Below are 20,251 nucleotides of genomic sequence, written 5' to 3'. Positions count from 1 at the left end.
ACATGGGAGATGGGCATGAGAAACTCAACCCGGTCCGGCGTCGATCCGTTTATTGTGATGGACGTGATGGAGGCCGCACGAAAGGCCGAAGAGGCGGGTCGCCACATCATCCATATGGAGGTCGGCCAGCCCGGAACCGGAGCCCCCAAGGGCGCGACCGAAGCACTGGCGAAGGCCATGCAGGACAGCCCTTTGGGTTATACTGTGGCGCTTGGAATGCCCGCGCTGCGACAGCGGATCGCGCAGCTTTATGGTGAATGGTACAATGTCGATCTAGATCCCAATCGAGTTGTCGTGACGCCGGGCTCTTCGGGCGCGTTTCTGCTGGCGTTCACGGCCCTGTTCGACAGCGGCGACCGCGTCGGAATCGGCGCTCCGGGCTACCCGTCTTATCGTCAGATCCTAAAGGCTCTGGGCTTGGTTCCGGTTGATTTGCCAACCGCGCCTGAAAACCGATTGCAGCCTGTCCCTGCGGATATCGCCGGGCTCGATCTGCAAGGGCTGATGGTGGCCTCTCCTGCAAACCCGACCGGCACCATGCTGAACCACGCGGCCATGGGCGCGCTGATCGAGGCGGCGCAGGGGCAGGGCGCATCCTTCATCAGCGACGAGATTTACCATGGGCTGGAATATGAGGCCAAAGCCGTCACCGCGCTGGAGCTGACGGATGAATGCTATGTGATCAACTCGTTTTCCAAGTATTTCTCGATGACCGGCTGGCGTGTCGGCTGGATGGTCGTGCCCGAGGATCAGGTGCGTGTGGTTGAGCGGATCGCCCAGAACATGTTCATTTGCACGCCGCATGCCAGTCAGGTGGCGGCTCTGGCTGCGATGGAATGCGAGGATGAGTTGCAAGCCAATCTGGACGTCTACCGCCAGAACCGCGCTTTGATGCTGGAAGGTCTGCCCAAGGCCGGGTTCGCCAATATCGCACCACCGGACGGGGCGTTTTACGTCTATGCCGATGTATCCGACCTAACCGACGACAGCCGCGCCTTTGCGGCCGAGATTTTGGACAAGGCCGGCGTGGCCGTCACGCCCGGTCTGGATTTCGATCCCGAACGCGGCCACGGCACCTTGCGCTTTTCCTATGCCCGCTCCACCTCTGATATCCGTGAGGGGCTGGACCGATTGCGCATCTTTATGACCGAGCGGGGCAATTTGGGGTAGAGCGTTCACAAACCGGCGCGGCTGCGCTAGTCTGCTGGTCAAACGATCTCGGGATAACTTGAGGCCATGAGCAGGATTTTCTACGCCATAGTGCTGATCTGGGCGCTGACGGGGGCTGCGGTTGCGCATGAACTTAGCGCGCTGGCCCGTGTGTTGCCCGATGAAAGCCGCATCGTGGATGAGGGGCGCTCGGGCGTGCGGGTGCAACTTGGGCTCAGCCAAGGGGTTCCCTACCGTGTGTTCACGCTGCGCGACCCCTACCGGATGGTTCTGGACTTTCAGGAGGTCGATTGGACCGGGCTGAAAGATGCGGATTTCTTGCAGACGGATCGGATCAGTGGCGTGCAATTCGGGGCCTATGTCCCCGGATGGTCGCGCATGGTGTTGGACCTTGGCGCCCCCTTGGCGGTCGAAAGCGCTGATTTGCGGATCGACGAGGCAACGGGGACGGCGGCCCTGACGCTTGACTTGAAGGGAACCGACTTTGATACGTTTGTCGCCAGCGCCGGAGCACCCCGCCAACCGGAGTGGGACTTGCCTGAACCCTCGGTGTCCGCGTCAGATCAAGAGGCGGATGGCCCGCGCCCGCTGCGGGTGATGCTGGACCCCGGCCATGGCGGCATTGATCCGGGTGCCGAGGTAGACGGGCTGGACGAAAAGACCCTGATGCTGACCTTCGCCCGCGAATTACGCGAAGTTCTTTTGCGCACGGGGGGCTACGAGATCGTTCTGACCCGAACCGATGATCATTTCGTGTCGCTGGAGCGCCGTATCGCGCTGGCGCACCGGGCGGGCGTGGATGTGTTCATCTCACTGCATGCGGATATCCTGTCGGAAGGGCGCGCTCATGGAGCGGCGGTCTATACCCTGTCGGAAGAGGCTTCGGACGTGGCCAGCCACAAACTGGCCGAGCGGCATGACCGGGGTGATCTGATCTCGGGCATCGACCTTAGCGGGGCCGACGATCAGGTCGCCGATATTCTTCTGGACCTGGCGCGTCAGGAAACCAAACCGCGCACCGATGCGCTGGCCGCAGCGCTGGCCAATGGCATGACGCAGCAGGGCGGGCCGATGAACAACCACCCGATCCGCACCGCTTCGTTTTCCGTTCTCAAAGCAGCTGACATCCCTTCGGTTTTGATCGAGCTTGGCTTTCTGTCCAGTCCCAGAGACTGGAAAAACATCAATAATCCAGAGTGGCGCTTGGGTATGGCACATGGCATCCGCGACGGGCTTGAAGTCTGGCGTCAGCAGGATGTGATCCGCCGATCCCTGATTGGCCAGTGACCCTACGGCGCAAAACGGCTAATATGGGGCATCGTGTTTTGACCCAACGCGCGGGCGTCCCTATATAGGCGGCACCGCGAGCAAAAGGCAGTGACGTGATCCGTTTCATATTTTCGATCTTTGGGGCGATCTTCAGCCTCGTGACCCTTGGGTTTTTCATGGCCGCGCTGGTGATAGGCGCGATCTTCTGGATGTATGGGCGCGACCTGCCCAGCCATGAATCACTTGCGCAGTATAAACCACCCACGATTAGCCGGATCTATTCGGGTGAGGGTCAGTTGATCGACGAATTCGCGCAGGAACGCCGCCTGTTCACGCCTTCAGAAGAAATCCCTGATCTGGTGAAACAGGCCTTTATCTCGGCCGAGGACAAGAACTTTTACACGCACCAAGGCTATGACCCGCGCGGGATCATCGCAGCTGGCGTTGAGGCGGTGAAATCCAAGGGTGAAAACGTGCGTGGTGCGTCGACCATCACCCAACAGGTGATGAAGAACTTCCTGCTGTCCGGCGACCGTCGCGCCGAGCGCAAGATCAAGGAGATTATCCTCGCCACCCGGCTTGAGGATACGCTGGACAAGGAACAGATCCTGGAACTCTATATGAACGAGATCTTTCTGGGGCAGAACTCGTATGGTGTGACGGCGGCTGCGCAGACCTATTTCAACAAGACGCTGCAGGAACTGGCCCCGCATGAGGCGGCGACCTTGGCGGCGATGCCCAAGGCGCCTTCAGACTACCACCCGGTGCGCGAGAAAGAGCGCCTGCTGGCGCGACGCAACTATGTGCTGCGCGAGATGAATCAGAACGGATACCTCGACTTGGCCACCTATGAGGCCGAGGTGGCGCAACCGCTGCGATCGGTCCAAAACGGCGATTTCGAAAGCTTCCGTACCGCATTGCCGCCGCGTGACTATTTCACCGACGAAATCCGTCGTCAGCTGAGCGAGGATTTCGGTGAAGGTGAGTTCTTTACCGGTGGCTTCACCGTCCGCGCCTCGGTGGATGAGGAAATGCAAGTCGAGGCCGCCAAGGCCCTGCGCACGGCGCTGCAGAAATACGACCGATCACGTGGGAAATGGCGCGGTACGGGTGAGGTGATTGCCGAAGATGCCCTGGCAGACGAAGCGCAATGGCGCGAGGCGCTGGCGATCATGGAAATCCCCCGCGACGTGCAACTGCCGACGCAATGGTTTCCGGCCGTTGTGCTGAACGTAGCCGATCAGTCCCTGACCGTGGGTATCGAGGACGGCCCGGCTGACGGCATCGTTCCACGTTCGGACATCCAGTGGATGCAGGGCAACTTCTTTGACAACTTCAAACGCGGCGACGTCATTCTGGTAATGGCCGGGGAAGAGGGCCAGTGGTCTGCCCGTCAGGTGCCCGAAGTGCAGGGTGGCTTTGTTGCGATGGACGTAAACTCGGGCCGTGTTCTGGCAATGCAGGGCGGGTTCTCGTATCAGGATTCGGTGTTCAACCGCGCCACGCAGGCACAGCGCCAGCCGGGATCGAGCTTTAAACCCTTCGTCTATGCCGCGGCGCTGGACAGTGGCTATAGCCCTGCCACCATCGTTGTGGATGCCCCAATTGAGGTGAACACGCCGCAAGGTCTGTGGCGGCCCAAGAACTCGTCGAACAAATTCTACGGTCCGACGCCCTTGCGGACCGGGATTGAACAGTCGCGGAACCTGATGACCATTCGTCTGGCACAAGAAGTCACGATGCCGGTGGTCGCGGGCTATGCCGAACGGTTCGGAGTCTATGACCGCATGGGGGCATTCCTTGCGAACTCATTGGGGTCCGAAGAGACGACGCTCTATAAGATGGTCGCAGCCTATGCGATGTTTGCCAATGGCGGCGAGCGGGTCGAACCCACTCTGGTTGACCGCATTCAGGACCGGTTCGGCAAGACGATCTACCGGCACGACGACCGGGAATGTCTGGACTGCAACTCGGCCTGGTTGGAGCCTGACGAGTCGCCGACCATCGTCACCGACCGTTGGCAGGTCATGGATGCGATCACCGCCTATCAGCTGACCTCGATGATGAAGGGCGTGGTGGATCGTGGTACGGCGTCGTCTTTTGTGAACCTGCCTGTGCCGACCGCCGGCAAGACCGGCACCACCAACGATTCGAAGGATGCGTGGTTTATCGGCTTTACCTCGAACATCGTGGCGGGCTGCTATATCGGTTACGACCGCCCGCGTCCCATGGGGCGGGGAGCCTATGGCGGCACCATGTGCGGCCCAGTCTTCCAAAGCTTTATGGAAACCGCGACCGAGAAATATGGCGGCGGTCCTTTCGAGGTTCCAGAGGGTGGTCATTTCATCAAGATTGACCGGTTCAGCGGCGCGCGCCTGCCACCGGAGGCGACCGGTGACTATGTGGTGGCAGAGTATTTCCGCGATGGTGTCGATGGGTTTATCGACCGTGTCTATGACGGTGGATTTGCGATGGGATCGGATCTGCCTTTGTTTGAAGAGGCCAGCTCGGGTCGTCAGGTGACAACCTCGACCGGGAACACCGTCACCGTCGGACCCAACGCCAGCCAGGGCGATGTGGCAACTGGCGGTCTTTACTGACACCTGATTGGTTTGCGGCCTCCGCTGTCTTGTGGTGGCCCCAACCTCTTGCTATCACGCAAGCCTGATTGAGCAAGTTGGGACCTGACCATGCGCGCCGAAACCCAGAATATCGTGGCGGAAATCGAAAAGTCGCTGGAGCTGCTGGCGCAGCGCATGGACTATGAGACCGCACCTCATCGTCTTGAGGAATTCAACGCGCGTGTTGAAGATCCGAACTTGTGGGATAATCCCGAGAATGCACAGAAGCTGATGCGCGAGCGGCAGATGCTGGTCGATGCGATTGAGACCTATGAAACCATCAAGACCGATCTGAGTGACAATATCGAGTTGATCGAACTGGGCGAGATGGAAGAGGACGAAGAGGTTGTTACCGACGCCGAGGGCGCGATCAAGGCGCTGCAGGCCAAGGCCGCCAAGAAAGAACTAGAAGCCCTGCTGGACGGCGAAGCCGACAGCAACGATACCTTCCTTGAGATCAACTCGGGCGCGGGTGGGACGGAAAGCTGTGATTGGGCCTCAATGCTGGCGCGAATGTATGTGCGTTGGGCTGAGAAGAAGGGTTACACCGTCGAGCTGCAATCCGAGACCGCGGGCGAAGAGGCAGGGATCAAATCGGCAGCCTATAAGATTTCGGGTCACAACGCGTATGGCTGGTTGAAGTCGGAAAGCGGCGTACACCGGCTGGTTCGGATTTCGCCTTATGACTCGGCGGCCAAGCGACACACGTCCTTTAGCTCGGTCTGGGTCTATCCGGTGGTCGACGACAATATCGAGATCGAGGTAAACCCTGCGGATATTCGGATTGATACCTATCGGTCATCCGGCGCGGGTGGTCAGCACGTGAACACCACGGACTCGGCGGTGCGGATCACGCACATCCCGACCGGAATCGTTGTGACCAGTTCCGAGAAATCGCAGCACCAGAACCGGGACATCGCCATGAAGGCGCTGAAATCGCGCCTCTACCAGCAAGAGCTGGACCGCCGGAACGCGGATATCAACGCCGCGCATGAGGCCAAGGGTGATGCGGGTTGGGGCAACCAGATCCGGTCTTACGTGTTGCAACCGTATCAAATGGTGAAGGATTTGCGGACCAACCATGAGACCTCGGACACAAAGGGCGTGTTGGATGGGGATCTGGACGGGTTCATGGCGGCGACTTTGGCGCTGGATGTGGCTGGCAAGTCCCGGTCCGAAGCGCAAGGTGAATAAGTCTGGCAGGGGGCTCTGCCCCCGCCGCGCGTGCGCGCGACTCCCCCGGGATATTTTGGGCCAGATGAAGGGGATCCTTGCGCGGCGGTGGACCGGAAAAGATACATTTAAACAGTGGGTTTAAATGGTGCGGCGGGGTCGTTAGGCTGATCGTATTGACGCGATATGACTGCCGATGGGACCGGGATGGAACTGAGCCAAATCACCGCAACTGAACTTTTGGGCGCAATGGCATCGGGGCAGGTCTCGGCTGCGGATGTCATGCGGTTGACGCTGGAGCGGATCGGGGCTGTCAATGGCCGATTGAACGCCATCGTGGCGCTGCGGGATGAGGCCGAATTGATGGCCGAGGCGCGGGCGATGGATGAAGGTCCGCGACGGGGCCCGCTGCATGGGTTGCCGATGGCGGTCAAGGATCTGGTCAATGTGGCCGGGATGGCCTCGACCCAAGGCTCGCCGCTGTTTGCAGGGCATGTACCGGAGGCTGACGATCTGATCGCGGCACGGTTGCGGGCGGCGGGGGCCATTCTGATCGGCAAGACCAATACGCCGGAATTCGGTTTGGGGTCGCACACGTTCAACCCGGTCTATGGGGCGACGCGCAACCCATATGATGCTGAGCGTAGCTGCGGAGGTTCCTCTGGCGGAGCCGCAGTGGCCTTGGCTTCGGGGATGCTGGCGCTGGCGGATGGGTCAGACATGATGGGCAGCTTGCGCAACCCAGCGGCCTGGAACAATGTTTATGGGTTTCGACCAAGCTGGGGACGCGTTCCGTCCCAACCCGAAGGGGACGGGTATTTGCATCAGTTGTCGACTCTGGGGCCTATGGCGCGCAGTCCAGAGGATTTGGGCGTGTTGCTGGACGTGATCTCAGGGCCGGACGCGGGACAGCCGTTATCTGCGGCTTGCACGCCGGTTTCACGGGTCAGACCCGCCGATATGCGCGGCCTGCGGATTGGTTGGTTGGCGGATTGGGGCGGTGCCTTTCCGTTTGAAGACGGAATTTTGGATCAATGCGCGCAGGCCTTTGCGGTGTTTTCGGATCTGGGCGCGCAAGTGGAACCACTTGCGCCGCCATTCGAAGCGGAATTGATGTGGGATAGTTGGGTGACGCTACGCGCCTGGAGCGTGGCCGCCGGGTTGAGGCCTTTGACTGAACACCGCTCAAAGCTGAAAGACACCGCGCAGTGGGAGCTGGATCGGGGCTTGGCCTTGACGGCGATGCAGGTGCATCGCGCCAGCGTCATTCGCTCGGACTGGTATCGCAAGGCCGCAGAGGTGTTCGTTGATTATGACATGTTGGTGCTGCCATCTGCGCAAGTCTGGCCGTTTGAGCTGGACACGCCGTTCCCGACGGAAATCGCAGGGGTGAAGATGGACACCTATCATCGCTGGATGCAGGTCATGGTGCCTGTCAGTCTGATTGGTCTGCCTGCCTTGTCCGTGCCCGTCGGGTTAGGGGCCGAGGGGTTGCCGATGGGGATGCAGATTTTTGGACCCAAAGGGGCCGATGGGCAGGTTCTGTCCATCGGGGCGGCGTATCATGAGGCCACGCGTTGGCCGCAGAAAAGACCGGCCTGATAGAAGGAAGGATGAGGGGAGGAGAATGTGATGGAGAAACCCTTTGGCGTTCCGAAAATGGGACCGGTCAGCCGTGAGATGCTGCGCGAATCCCTGCGCCGTGCCTGGGCTGATTTTCGCCGCGCGCCGGTTTTTGGGCTGCTGTTTGCAGGGTTCTATGTGCTGGCCGGCTGGGCGATTGCCTGGGTGACAATACAGACTCAAACCTCATACTGGCTGGTGCTGGCCGCGATCGGATTTCCGTTGTTGGGCCCCTTCGCGGCGGTGGGGCTGTATGAGGTCTCTCACCGGTTGGAACTGGGGGAGCCTTTGGATTATGGCGCGATCTTTGGTGTCGTGGCGCAGCAGGGGCGGCGTCAGTTGCCGTCGATCTGCGCAATCATCGTGGTCATGTTCCTGTTCTGGTTCTTTCTGGGTCACATGATCTTTGCTTTGTTCATGGGGTTGTCGACCATGACCAACGTATCCACTTCAGTCGAGGTGTATCTGACGGCCAATGGGCTGACCATGTTGGCGGTGGGCACGGCGGTGGGCGCAGTTTTCGCGACCGTGCTTTACATGATCACCGTCTTGTCCATCCCGATGCTGCTGGACCGCGAACTGGATTTCGTTACGGCGATGATTGCAAGCTATAGCTATGTCAGTGCAAACCTGCCGGTCATGTTGGGTTGGGGGGTGCTGATCGCCGTTCTGACCTTTGTCGCCATGATCCCCTGGTTTCTTGGCTTGCTGATAGTATTGCCGCTATTGGGGCATGCAAGCTGGCATCTTTACCGTCAGATTACAGAGGCCGAAGGACTTACCTAAAGCGGCTTTTCAACCTGCGCGCGGTGCGGGCGGCGGGCAATGCCTCGGTCGGTTTGGTGCCCAGATGGCGCAGCTGGAGTTTGCGCATGGTGGTCGCATTTGCATTCGTCTTGGACAGGCAGATTGCCACGCCGCGCCAATACTCTTCTTGCGAGTCCGAATTGCGAGTCATCAGGTAGATGCGGCTGTTCTGGGCGGCGCGGCAGGACATCAGGATATAGATTTGATGACCGGCACAAGCGGCGATCCCCTGAACTTCGCGCGCTTTGGCTGAACTGTCTTTGCCATCCGAGGGGGGCTCGAAGCTGCGAATCAGGGTGCATTGGGGCAGGCGGCGGGCGTGCAGCAGCCGGCGCCGGGACGGGAAGGGGTTTTCAAGATCCGTCTCTGACACAGAATAGAATCCGGCGGGCAGCAGCGTCTCGGTCAACGTCGTGGGCCCCGAGCCCAGAAACTCGGTCAGGGCCGAAGCGGCGGGGTGTAGAGGGGCCTTGTCCAATGCCTCAAGAGGGTGCAACAGAATACGGGCGTCGACATCGAAGAACCGGCAAATGCGGTCCAGAACATCGGGGCGGGGAAAGCTCTGTCCGCCCAAATACCGGTTGAATTGAGTCCGGTTGATGCCAAGCTGACGGCAGAGTTCGGAAACAGAGGGGTATTGCTGCGCGAGCTGCCTGAGGTTTGCGCCGAACATCCTGCGCAAGTCAGCAGGGTTGCGGGTGTCGTTGGTCATTTCTGTCCCGGTATTCAAGTGTTTTTGTGAAACCGTACCATGTCTGACCAAACGGTCGCGCATGTTCTGAAATCGTACTTAGGACCCCAACAGGCGCATAGAAACGCCACGTTACGTGTCGAAGCTAACGCGCTAAACCACAAAGGCAATAGGCTTTATTTTTATTTGTATAATCTTTTATTCGATTATTTTCTGTTATGTAAAAAATAAACAGACATAACTGCATATTGTCTGCAGTTTTGTGAATGTTTAGCCCCGTCCGATGCCTACATGCAATGGGCGGGGCAATTCATTCAGTCACCACGCAGCAAGGCCGCGACACCGGTACGGGCGATTTCAACCAGGCCCAGCGGGCGCATCAGGTCGGCAAAGGCGTCGATCTTGTCCGGGGCCCCAGTGATTTCGAAAATGAACGAATTCAGGGTGCTGTCTACTACATTGGCGCGGAAGATGTCGGCCAGACGCAGAGCTTCGACCCGTTTGTCGCCTTCGCCCACGACCTTGATGATGGCCAGCTCACGCTCGACCGATGAGCCCTCGACCGTCAGATCGTGCACATCCCGGACCGATACGATGCGACCAAGCTGGGCCTTGATCTGCTCGATCACCTGCGGCGTGCCGGTGGTGACGATGGTAATGCGGCTCAGGTGGCCGGTGTGATCGACCTCGGCCACGGTGAGGCTTTCGATGTTATATCCACGGCCAGAGAACAGTCCGATCACGCGAGCCAGAACACCCGGTTCGTTTTCGACCAAAACCGCAATCGTGTGCCGTTCCTGCACGTCCGAGAATGTGGGCCTTAGGTTATAGGCCGAATGGCGGGTGGAGCCTTGTTTGATATGTAGGGCAGACATTTAAGTCCCTTTCATCATCCTGCGAAGGTCGGGTACTGAAGCGCCCGACAAAATTCGACGAATTTTGTTAAACCAAAACCGAACCTTTGGAGTCGATCACGCCCTGCGTTTCGGCCTCGCCCAGCAGCATTTCGTTATGGGCCTTGCCCGACGGGATCATGGGGAAGCAGTTTTCGTGCTTTTCAACCAGACAGTCAAAGATGACAGGGCCGTCATAGTTGATCATCTCCATGATCGCGTCATCCAGGTCGGCAGGGTCGGAACACAGGATGCCCTTGGCCCCGAAGGCCTCGGCGAGTTTGACGAAGTCGGGCAGGGCCTCGGACCACGAATGCGAGTACCGCTCGCCATGCAGCAATTCCTGCCACTGGCGCACCATGCCCAGACGTTCGTTGTTCAGGATGAACTGTTTGACCGGAAGGCGGTACTGAACGGCGGTGCCCATTTCCTGCATGTTCATCAGCCAAGAGGCTTCACCTGCGACGTTGATCACAAGCGCGTCGGGATGCGCCATCTGCACACCGATCGAGGCCGGAGTGCCATAGCCCATGGTGCCCAGACCACCGGATGTCATCCAGCGGTTGGGGTCTTCGAACCCAAGATATTGTGCTGCCCACATCTGGTGCTGGCCGACCTCGGTGGTGATATAGCGGTCGTGGTTTTTGGTTAGCTCTTCAAGACGTTGCAGCGCGTATTGCGGTTTGATCGTCTTTTCGCTGTTGGTATAGGCCAGGCAGTTGACCTTGCGCCAATCCGCGATCTGCGACTGCCATTGTTTAACCGCCGCTGCGTCGGTTTTACGCCCACGTGCTTTCCAGACCTTGAGGATATCTTCCAGCACATGTGCCACGTCCCCGACAATCGGGATATCGACGCGGATCACCTTGTTGATGGACGACGGATCAATGTCGATATGCGCCTTTTTCGAGTTCGGCGAGAACGCATCAATGCGCCCGGTGATCCGGTCATCGAAACGTGCGCCGATGTTGATCATCAGGTCGCAGTCATGCATCGCCAGATTGGCCTCATAGAGACCATGCATTCCCAGCATGCCCAACCAGTTCTCGCCCGACGCCGGATAGGCCCCCAGTCCCATCAGGGTCGAGGTAATCGGAAAGCCGGTTGCATCCACCAGCTCGCGCAGCAACTGGCTGGCCGCGGGGCCCGAGTTGATCACGCCACCACCCGTGTAGAAGACAGGTTTTTTCGCCGTCTCAATCGCGGCAACCAGTTCGGTGATCTCTTCGAGATCGCCTTTCAAAACTGGCTGGTAATGTGAGGTCGAAGGTTTCGGGCCGGTATAGTCACCCGAGGCGAACTGCACGTCCTTAGGAATGTCGATCAGCACAGGACCAGGGCGGCCAGAGGTGGCGACGTGGAAAGCCTCGTGCATGGTCTCAGAAAGCGAATCCGTATCCTTCACCAGCCAGTTGTGCTTGGTGCAGGGGCGGGTGATGCCAACGGTGTCAGCCTCTTGAAACGCGTCCGAGCCGATCATGAAGGTCGGGACCTGACCGGTTAGAACCACGATCGGGATCGAATCCAGCAACGCATCGGTCAGGCCGGTTACTGCATTGGTGGCACCGGGGCCTGAGGTTACAAGCGCAACGCCGGGCTTGCCGGTCGAGCGCGCGTACCCTTCGGCGGCGTGCACAGCCCCTTGTTCGTGACGCACCAGAATGTGGCGAATGTCGTTTTGCAGAAAAATCTCATCATAGATCGGTAGCACGGCGCCGCCGGGGTATCCGAATACCGTGTCCACGCCCTGATCCTTGAGGGCCTGAACCACCATCTTTGCGCCGGTCATCTCACGTGTCATCTGCTTTGCTCCGTTCGCGACATGTGTCTTGCGTGTTGCCAAAAAAAAGCCCCCGAGATTTTCGGAGGCGCATGGGTTGAATTATGGTTTACCGTCACCGGCCCATGCGCGTGTTTCCTACGATTACGACTAGCGCTTTCATCGCCAGAGGCTCCTTTTTTGCGTGCAGGGACATTATGAGCGGCGCGACGGGGCGTCAACAGGCAATCGCACCAATTTTCTATCTCAGGCAGTGAATTTTGCGACATTTTATTGCGCAGATTGCCGCATGATGGGAATTTTCGGGAAAACCTGGAGGGAAATCCACGCGACTCTGTGATTTGACCGTGTCGGAAAGTGTCAAAGTGATGTCCGAAACGAGCATGATAGCGGCAACATGCTGGGGCAACGTGGACCCGAGCATATAGGCGATGGAGGCGGGATATCATGCACGATCTTATTGACCTTGGACGGTATCCGATAGATTGCCCGGGCTCTCGAGCATATGAGCGGTTGATCAGCGATCTGAGGCGTGAGTTGGATCAGGATGGCTGCGCGGTGTTGCCAGGGTTTGTGCATTCCGACGGAGTCGCGCAATTGCGACAAGAGGCCGATACGGTGGCCGAGCACGCCCATCGTTCATTCAGCCGAACCAATGCCTATTTTACCCGTGATGAACCCTCGCTGGATCGAAATCACCCTGTTCGGCAGTTTTTTGACCGCTCAAACGCCTTTGTGCCAGCGGACAATTTCGCAAAAACGGGGCCGTTGCGACGAATTTACGAATGCGCAGACTTCCTGCCGTTTATTCGCGCAGCGTTGGATGAGCCCGATGACTGCTTCTTTCGCTATGACGATCCTTTGGCGGATGTGATCATCAATGTGGTGGAGGAGGGGCAGGGCTTTCCCTGGCACTTCGACACCAACAATTTCACCGTGACTTTGGCCATCCAAAACGGCGAGGGGGGTGGCGCGTTCGAATATGTACCGAACCTGCGCAGCCCAACGGACGAGAATTTTCCAGCCGTCTCAGCCGTGCTTGGCGGGGAAAGGGCGCGGGTCCGGCAATTGGAGTTGCAACCCGGCGATCTTCAGATATTCAAGGGCCGTTACGCGTTGCATCGGGTCGCAGCGGTGACCGGGACGCAACGTCGCTACGTGGGTATTTTTTCATTCGTTGAGGCCGAGGGGATGTGCGGCAGCGTCGAACGAACCCGGCAGCTTTATGGGCGGGTGCTGCAACATCATCTAGATCGGGAAGGGCTGCGGCAGGACCGTTTGCTCGACTGAAGCGGGCGGGGCTCCCGCCCGTAGTCGATGCGCCTGCGGCGTATCTTCGCCGGTTGGGCCGGGCAGCGCGTGCCGCGCTGCGGTCAGAACCCTGGGCTGGTGCCCTGCAAGACGCCGTGTTCCAGCGCATAGCGGGTCAGACCGGCGGTCGAGGATATCCCCAGCTTGCGTTTGATGTTCTTGCGATGTGTCTCGACCGTACGGACCGAGATGTCCAGTGTCTGAGCGACCTCTTTGTTGGACTTGCCCTGTGCGAGTTCCAGCAGGATCGTTTGTTCGCGCCCGGTCAGGGCCTCACGCGTGTTGTCGCCCTTGGGCTCAAGAGAGCCGCTGGCACCGGTGCATAGATATTGCTCGCCACGCATGACAGCGTCGATGGCCTGCTTGATTTCATCCGTGGGGACATCTTTGAGGACATAGCCTTTGGCCCCGTGGCTGAGCGCCGTCGAGATATATTCCGGGCTATCATGCATCGACAGGATCAGGATGCGCGTTTCTGGCAGGCGTTCGAGAATAATCTCAGTCGCGCTGAGGCCTCCGAGGCCGGGCATATTGAGGTCCATCAGAATGACATCCGGCTGCAACCCAGCCACCTGATCGACCGCATCCTGCCCGCTACCCAGAGTGCCGACCACCTCGATCTCGTCATAGCTTTCCAATATCGACTGGATCCCCTCGGCAACCATTGGATGGTCATCGACGATCAGAACCCGGATCGTGGTGTCGCTCATGTTCCGGCCTTTCGGTTTGGGGTTGCGTCTTCCTGCGGCGGCAGCAAGTGGCTGAGAGGCAGGCTGACCTCGATCACCGTTCCGCTGCGTGGGCCGCGTGATGACAGAATGCGCAGCGATCCGTCAAGTTGTTCGATCCGTTCCTGCATGTTGCGCAGCCCGATCCCGGCACTGCCATCGCTGGGTGCGCTGCGCAAACCGCGGCCATTGTCGGTGATCCGCATGGTCGCGCCCTTTTTGTGGCCGCGCAGGTCGATGGTGACGCTGGTTGCGCCGGAATGGCGCTCGATATTGGTCAGCGCCTCCTGCGCGATACGGTAGAGTGCGATCTTGCTGTCCTGATCCAGACGGTTGCGAAACACGACGGTCGAGAACTCGGTCTCGATCCCCGTACGCTCGCGGAAATCATCGGTTAGTGCCTTAAGGGCAGGGCCCAAACCCAGATCGTCCAGCACGCCGGGGCGCAGGTCACGGCTGATGCGGCGGACCTCGGTAATCGCGGTGCCCAGATGGTCGATCCCTTTGTCCAGCGGATCGCGCGCGCCTGCGTCATCGCCGCGCGTCAGCCGGCGGCGGGCATTGTCCAGCGCATAGCGCACACCGACCAGGATCTGGCTGATCCCGTCATGGAGCTCACGGGCCACCCGTCCGCGCTCTTCCTCTTGCGCGTCAAACACGCGTTGGGTCAGTTCTTTCAGCTTGGCATCTGCCAGCCTGCGTTCGCGGAAATTCAGTAACATGCCCGAGGCAAACACGATCAGAACGGCGGCCAGAACGATACCCCCGATATAGGCAAAGGTGCGCTGCACGCGGGCTTCGACCTCGGCGCGGGCATTGGCGACGGTGGCGACGATATCGTCGATGAAGACCCCTGTGCCCACGGCCCATCGCCAATCCTGAAGACCAACCACATAGGCGATCATCTGCGCCTCTTCCCCGGTCGACGGTTTTTGCCACATGAAACTGTGCCAACCAGCCCCCTGCCGGGCGAGGCGGATGAACTCGTCCACAATCGGGGTGCCGTCGCTATCGGTCAGACCTTCCCAGTTGCGGTTGATGAACTGGGTCTGACGCGGGCTGACCAGATTGTTGCCGTCGTAATCATAGACAAAGAAGAACCCATCCTTGCCGTAGATCATGGCCGACAGAATCTGCGTGACCAGATTCTGAGCCACATTGTCGTCGGTCGAGGCGCGGCCGTAGATATAGGCGAACCCGTTGCGGGCCTGCGTGACGTAGTTGCGCAGCTCTTCTTTCTTGGCTTCGATCAGGCGACGTTCCAGCGCCTGAATTTCACGCTCGGCGGTAGCGCGGGCCTCGTAGGTGACGAAGAATGCAATCGCTGCCACGGCCACCAACAGAGGAATGGCCGCCACAAGCGACAGTTTCTGGCCATAGGTCAGCGAGATCAGATTGCGGATTCCCCTCATGGTCGAATCGTTACGCAAGCAGGCGTCAAAATGCAAAATCTTTGGGTCTGCGATCGTGACGTCGCCCGTTTCGCCGGAAAATGGGCCCCAGATTTACCGGTTTTGTCCCGCACCCACCTCAAAAACCGGCAATCCTACGTAGTAGTAGGTATTCACATTCAAATTCCCGTCATTAGGCTGGCCGCACTGAAAACGACTGCCCCCGCAAAGTTCGGGGGATTGGACTATGTAGGGGAGGAACACTCATATGGATCGTCGTTCATTTCTAAAAACATCTGCACTGGGCGGCTCGGCCGCTGCCGCCACCACGCTGGCAGCTCCGGCTTATGCACAGGGCAAACGCACCCTGACCATGGTGACCTCGTGGGGTCGCGGTCTGGCGGGCGTGTTCGACAGCGCTCAACGTTGTGCCGACAGCATCAACACTATGTCCGACGGCAGCCTGAATGTCGAAATCAAGGCCGCTGGCGAACTGGTTGGTGCCTTCGAAGTGTTTGACGCGGTGTCGTCCGGTCAGGCCGACATGTATCACGCTGCCGACTATTACTTTGTAGGTCAGCATCCGGGCTATGCGTTCTTCACTGCCGTGCCCTTCGGCATGACCGCGCAGGAACTTGTGAACTGGTACTACCATGATGGCGGCATGGAGCTGCATGACGAGCTGGGTTCGATCTTCGGCCTGAAATCCTTCCTGGCGGGTAACACCGGTGCGCAGGCAGGTGGCTGGTACTCGAAAGAGATCAACGGCCCCGAGGATTTCCAAGGTCTGAAGTTCCGTATGCCGGGTCTGGGTGGTCAGGCGCTGGGCAAGCTGGGCGCATCGGTTCAGAACATTCCGGGCTCGGAAGTGTATCAGGCGCTGTCCTCGGGTGCGATTGACGGCACCGAGTGGATTGGCCCCTGGGCGGATGAAAAAGCCGGTTTCCAGGAAATCACCAAGACCTACTACACCGCGGGCTTCCACGAGCCGGGCGCAGGTCTGTCGCTGGCAACGAACCGCGACGTGTTCGACGAACTGACACCGGCACAGCAGAAGATCATCGAGATCGCAGCTGGCGAAGCGCACCAGTGGAACCTGGCGCAATTCCTGGCCAATAACGGTGCGGCGCTGCAGCGTCTGCAATCGGGCGGCGTGAAGGTTCTGGAATTCCCCGACAGCGTCTGGGATGCCTTCGGTCAGGCCAGCCAGGAAGTTCTGGACGAAAACATGGGCGACGAGCTGTTCAAGAAAATCCACGACAGCGCAATGTCGTCGATGGCAGCATCTTCGGCGTGGCAGAACCTGTCCTCGGGTGCCTACACCACGCAGCGCGACCGCGTTCGCGGCTAAGCAACCTACTCACGACCAAATGGTTTCCCCGCCCTGTGCGGGGAAACCTTTCCCGTTGCACGCGCCGGGCTTGGACATGCCCGCGATAACACCTCGTGCAACTGACGCGACCTGGGGACAACATGCAGGACGATAACGGTATCTCGTTCTTCGGCGCCCTGTGGAATGGGCTGCTATGGCTCATTCAGAACATTGCCGAAGCTTTCTATAATTTCGGATACGCCATCACGCATCCGCAGCTCTGGCTGGACTGGTCGGACAAGGCGTCGATCATGCGCTTTGTCTATTACGGCGGTTCGGTCGAGTTCTACTTTGTGGTCTTTACCTTCTTTTTGGTTCTGACCGCAGTTGGCCTGTATTACCGCAATTTCATGTGGGGAATGGTGCGGGTCCTTGAGGGCTTTGCGAACACAACCGGCCGCTTTTTTGCCTGGGCCGGCTTGCTGATGGTGATCCAGCAGATCGTCATCGTGTTCATGCAGCGGGTCTTTACCCGGCCCGATATGTCCTTTGGCCTGGGTATCCCGTTTACGCAAGATATCAGTTGGTTCGCGGAAGAACTTAAACTTTATAACGCCATGGTTGTCTGCCTGTGCTGCACCTACACTTTCGTTCAGGGCGGGCATGTACGCGTTGACCTGATCTACGCAGGCATCAGCCATCGGGCCAAGCGTGTGGTCGATATGTGCGGTGCGGTTCTATTCATGATGCCCATGGCCGTGCTGACCTGGATGTATGGCTGGTACTTCATGTGGCGACACCTGATCGTGCCGAAACCCTCGGCCAGTGATACGTTGGACCGTCTGGTCGCCAAATCCCGCGCGCTGCGCTGGAACGTGGAAACCATCGGCTTCAGCCCCAACGGGTTCAACGCCTACTTCCTGTTCAAGATCCTGCTGGTAGCATTTGCGGCCATGGTGTTCCTGCACGCCATCGCATTCCTCTACCGCTCGTTCCTGGAATACTCGGAAGGGTCCGAGAGCACCGGAAAATACCTCGACAAGGACAGCCTTGGTGAGGGTGAAGAAGCCTTCGAAGGCACGCATTAAGGACGGAGACCAAGACTATGCTATTCGGACTTGATGGCGTCGAGATAGGCCTCATTATCGTATTCTTCTGCCTTTTCGGAGGCATCCTATCCGGTTTTCCGGTGGCATTTGCTATCGGCGGGGCAGGGATCATTTCCTTCGGGATCATCGCTGCGTTGGACAGTGCGGGGCTGCTGATCCACCAGGCAATTGATACCGGCTCCCAAGCGTACCGGGACCTCGTCAATTCGGGGGTCAAACCAGAAACGGTATCGGTGTTCCGCTTCCCAGACTTACCAAGGATCGCCGAACCGGTCTTTGTGCAGGGCTGGGAAACCGCGCTGGACCGCAATGTGTCATTCATCGTGAACCGTATGAACGAACGCGTGCTGGCCGGTCAGTCGATTGAAACCCTGCTGGCCGTTCTGATGTTCGTCCTGATGGGTATCACGCTGGAACGCTCGAAGATCGCAAACGATCTGCTGACCACGATGGCGCGTGTCTTTGGCCCGCTGCCCGGTGGTCTGGCTGTGTCGATTGTGGTTGTGGGGGCGTTTCTTGCGGCCTCGACCGGGATCGTGGGTGCGACCGTGGTGACGATGGGCCTGCTGGCGCTGCCAACCATGCTGCGCAACAACTACTCGCCGGAACTGGCGACCGGTGTGATCGCGGCCTCGGGAACGCTGGGACAGATCATTCCGCCCTCGATCGTGATCGTTCTGCTGGGGACACTGGCAGGAGACCTGTATTCGACCGCGCAGGAAACCCGCGCGCAGGATGCGGGTTGTACAGACGCGCTGACCTATCTGGGTGAGCCCGCTGTGGTCTCGGTTGGGACATTGTTTCAGGCTGCCTTGCTGCCGGGGATCATGCTGGCGCTGCTGTATGCGCTTTATGCCTTTGGCTATGCGCTGCTGAATCCGGAAAAGGCCCCGGCCGTTGAAATGTCAGGCGGTAGTGGTGAGCCGATCACCCGTGCCGAAGGTCTGACCTGGTTGCTGGGTGCACCGGTTGCGCTGATCGTGGGAATGATGGTTCTGAGCAGTGCTGGTGTTGTCGGAAGCCAGAATATCAGCGTCTCGGCTTTCTCGGATATCGGTGAGGGCGCATCGCTGCGCACAAACGTGTCCGAGGAATGCAAAGCCTCGATGATCGACCTGCATGGGCAGCTGGCCTGGGATCAGGCCGTAGCCGAGCAAGAGGCCATCGACGCCGCAGGCGGGGCCGCCGAGTCGACCCGCCTGAGCGAAGAGGAACTGGCCGCTGCGCAACAAGCCAAGATCGCTTCGGCTGCGCCGATCGGAACCGGTGTGGCCGTCATGGTCGTGCTGCTGGGTCTGACGCTGGTCATGGGTCGCGGCATCGCGCCGTCCAAGCCGACGCAGCCGCTGATTGTAGGGGCCATCGGCCTGTTGCTGATGCTGTTGGTCGATGTGTTGTTCATCGCTCCGACCACGTCCTCGGGTGCGACCTTTGTGCTGCTGGCGGTGCCGTTTGCGCTGGCCATCTATGGCTGCAAAGAGGCCGCCGCGCGCTGTGCGACCAATGATCTGATCCGTGTGGTCTTCCCGCCGCTGGTTCTGATCATCGCGGTTCTGGGCTCGATCCTGGGTGGTGTGACTAACCCGACGCCCGCTGCGGCGCTGGGGGCAGGCGGGGCGATCATGCTGGCCGCTTACCGCAAGCTGCAGGATCAGGGCCGCTCGGCCAAGGTGATCATCTGGGCGACTTTGGCCGTGATCGTGGCCTTGCTGATGGGTGTGAACTTCGATCTGCGCATTAACCAGAGCGATGTCAGCGTCGAGACCTGGATTGCCTTCATCGTGGCCTATGGCGCCTACTTGTTTGCCCTGTTCGGCTTGCTGTTTGGTTGCTGGGTCTTGTTCACCAGCGGGGTTCTGACGCCCGTGGTGCGCGAGACGGCCAAGGTGACCTCGATGGTCTTTACCATCCTGATCGGCTCGCAGTTGCTGAACCTTGTGGTGATCTCGTTCGGGGGGGAACACTATATCCAGCAGTTCCTGCGTAGTTTTGACAACGAGTTTACGGTCTTCCTGATCGTGATGCTGGTGCTGTTCATTCTGGGCTTCGTGCTGGACTTCCTCGAGATCATCTACATCGTGATCCCCATTGTGGGTCCGGTGATCTATGGCGGGTCGTTCGATCCGAAATGGGTGACGATCATGGTGGCGGTGAACCTGCAAACTTCGTTCCTGACGCCACCTTTCGGGTTCGCGCTGTTCTACTTGCGCGGTGTTGCTCCGAAAGAAGTTACGACGGGCCATATCTATCGCGGGATCGTGCCCTTCGTGCTGATCCAGGTGGTGGGTATCGGGATCTTGTGGTTCTTCCCATCCATCGTGACCATCGTGCCGGATCTGATCCCGAACTGATCGGACCGACAGACGCATGACA

Annotated in this window: 15 protein-coding genes; 10 read left to right on the top strand and 5 right to left on the bottom strand. The window is 59.1% G+C overall.

Features of this window, described 5'->3' with window-relative positions; all coding sequences use genetic code 11:
* The first annotated feature begins 15 nt into the window (after positions 1–15).
* The 6 genes from AC2FJ6_RS02470 to AC2FJ6_RS02445 all read left to right on the top strand — a co-directional run bounded on the left by AC2FJ6_RS02470 (position 16) and on the right by AC2FJ6_RS02445 (position 8,642).
* Positions 16–1,170 carry a pyridoxal phosphate-dependent aminotransferase gene (locus tag AC2FJ6_RS02470; RefSeq protein WP_170774580.1) on the top strand — a complete coding sequence of 385 codons (1,155 nt, stop codon included), beginning with the start codon at positions 16–18 and terminating at the stop codon, positions 1,168–1,170.
* 66 nt (positions 1,171–1,236) lie between these two features.
* Positions 1,237–2,457, top strand: a complete 1,221-nt coding sequence (locus AC2FJ6_RS02465; RefSeq protein ID WP_170774578.1) for an N-acetylmuramoyl-L-alanine amidase — start codon at positions 1,237–1,239, stop codon at positions 2,455–2,457.
* A gap of 95 nt (positions 2,458–2,552) precedes the next feature.
* A complete protein-coding gene (locus tag AC2FJ6_RS02460) occupies positions 2,553–5,039 on the top strand; it encodes a penicillin-binding protein 1A (protein WP_170774575.1) in 2,487 nt (828 codons plus the stop codon).
* A 90-nt stretch (positions 5,040–5,129) separates the two neighbouring features.
* Complete coding sequence (gene prfB / locus AC2FJ6_RS02455; protein ID WP_170774573.1) at positions 5,130–6,254, top strand: peptide chain release factor 2; 1,125 nt, start codon at positions 5,130–5,132, stop codon at positions 6,252–6,254.
* 186 nt (positions 6,255–6,440) lie between these two features.
* Complete coding sequence (locus AC2FJ6_RS02450; protein WP_170774626.1) at positions 6,441–7,835, top strand: amidase; 1,395 nt, start codon at positions 6,441–6,443, stop codon at positions 7,833–7,835.
* A gap of 30 nt (positions 7,836–7,865) precedes the next feature.
* Entirely contained in the window at positions 7,866–8,642 is a 777-nt protein-coding gene (locus tag AC2FJ6_RS02445; protein WP_170774571.1) for a DUF2189 domain-containing protein, read from the top strand.
* Here the strand turns inward: AC2FJ6_RS02445 and AC2FJ6_RS02440 are convergent.
* The 3 genes from AC2FJ6_RS02440 to AC2FJ6_RS02430 all read right to left on the bottom strand — a co-directional run bounded on the left by AC2FJ6_RS02440 (position 8,635) and on the right by AC2FJ6_RS02430 (position 12,048).
* Positions 8,635–9,375 (bottom strand): helix-turn-helix domain-containing protein, encoded by a 741-nt coding sequence (locus tag AC2FJ6_RS02440; RefSeq protein WP_496668319.1) that lies wholly within the window; start codon positions 9,373–9,375, stop codon positions 8,635–8,637. The genes AC2FJ6_RS02445 and AC2FJ6_RS02440 overlap by 8 nt on opposite strands.
* A 293-nt stretch (positions 9,376–9,668) precedes the next feature.
* Positions 9,669–10,229 carry an acetolactate synthase small subunit gene (gene ilvN / locus AC2FJ6_RS02435; protein ID WP_170774568.1) on the bottom strand — a complete coding sequence of 187 codons (561 nt, stop codon included), beginning with the start codon at positions 10,227–10,229 and terminating at the stop codon, positions 9,669–9,671.
* 67 nt (positions 10,230–10,296) lie between these two features.
* The gene (locus AC2FJ6_RS02430; RefSeq protein WP_170774566.1) at positions 10,297–12,048 is read right to left on the bottom strand and encodes an acetolactate synthase 3 large subunit; all 1,752 of its coding nucleotides are present in this window, start codon (positions 12,046–12,048) and stop codon (positions 10,297–10,299) included.
* A gap of 426 nt (positions 12,049–12,474) precedes the next feature.
* Between AC2FJ6_RS02430 and AC2FJ6_RS02425 the strand changes: the two genes are divergently transcribed.
* On the top strand, positions 12,475–13,317 hold the full coding sequence (locus tag AC2FJ6_RS02425; protein WP_170774564.1) for a HalD/BesD family halogenase: 843 nt from the start codon (positions 12,475–12,477) through the stop codon (positions 13,315–13,317).
* Between the two features lie 83 nt (positions 13,318–13,400).
* On the opposite strand, the gene AC2FJ6_RS02420 is transcribed toward AC2FJ6_RS02425, so the two are convergent.
* Together AC2FJ6_RS02420 and AC2FJ6_RS02415 are read right to left on the bottom strand one after the other, a co-directional pair.
* Entirely contained in the window at positions 13,401–14,048 is a 648-nt protein-coding gene (locus AC2FJ6_RS02420; RefSeq protein ID WP_170774562.1) for a response regulator transcription factor, read from the bottom strand.
* Positions 14,045–15,478, bottom strand: coding sequence for a cache domain-containing protein (locus tag AC2FJ6_RS02415; RefSeq protein WP_170774560.1), 1,434 nt, complete (start codon positions 15,476–15,478; stop codon positions 14,045–14,047). Before AC2FJ6_RS02415 ends, AC2FJ6_RS02420 begins: the two co-directional genes overlap by 4 nt.
* 247 nt (positions 15,479–15,725) lie before the next feature.
* On the opposite strand from AC2FJ6_RS02415, the gene AC2FJ6_RS02410 reads away from it, so the two are divergent.
* The 3 genes from AC2FJ6_RS02410 to AC2FJ6_RS02400 all read left to right on the top strand — a co-directional run bounded on the left by AC2FJ6_RS02410 (position 15,726) and on the right by AC2FJ6_RS02400 (position 20,229).
* Entirely contained in the window at positions 15,726–16,808 is a 1,083-nt protein-coding gene (locus tag AC2FJ6_RS02410) for a TRAP transporter substrate-binding protein (protein ID WP_170774558.1), read from the top strand.
* Between the two features lie 122 nt (positions 16,809–16,930).
* The gene (locus AC2FJ6_RS02405) at positions 16,931–17,857 is read left to right on the top strand and encodes a TRAP transporter small permease subunit (protein WP_170774556.1); all 927 of its coding nucleotides are present in this window, start codon (positions 16,931–16,933) and stop codon (positions 17,855–17,857) included.
* A 17-nt stretch (positions 17,858–17,874) separates the two neighbouring features.
* Complete coding sequence (locus tag AC2FJ6_RS02400; protein WP_170774554.1) at positions 17,875–20,229, top strand: TRAP transporter large permease; 2,355 nt, start codon at positions 17,875–17,877, stop codon at positions 20,227–20,229.
* Positions 20,230–20,251: the final 22 nt, after the last annotated feature.

This window comes from Ruegeria sp. CDSA089, from assembly GCF_059612205.1.
Note: the sequence above shows the minus strand (reverse complement) of the source record. Positions and strands in the feature narration are given on the sequence as shown.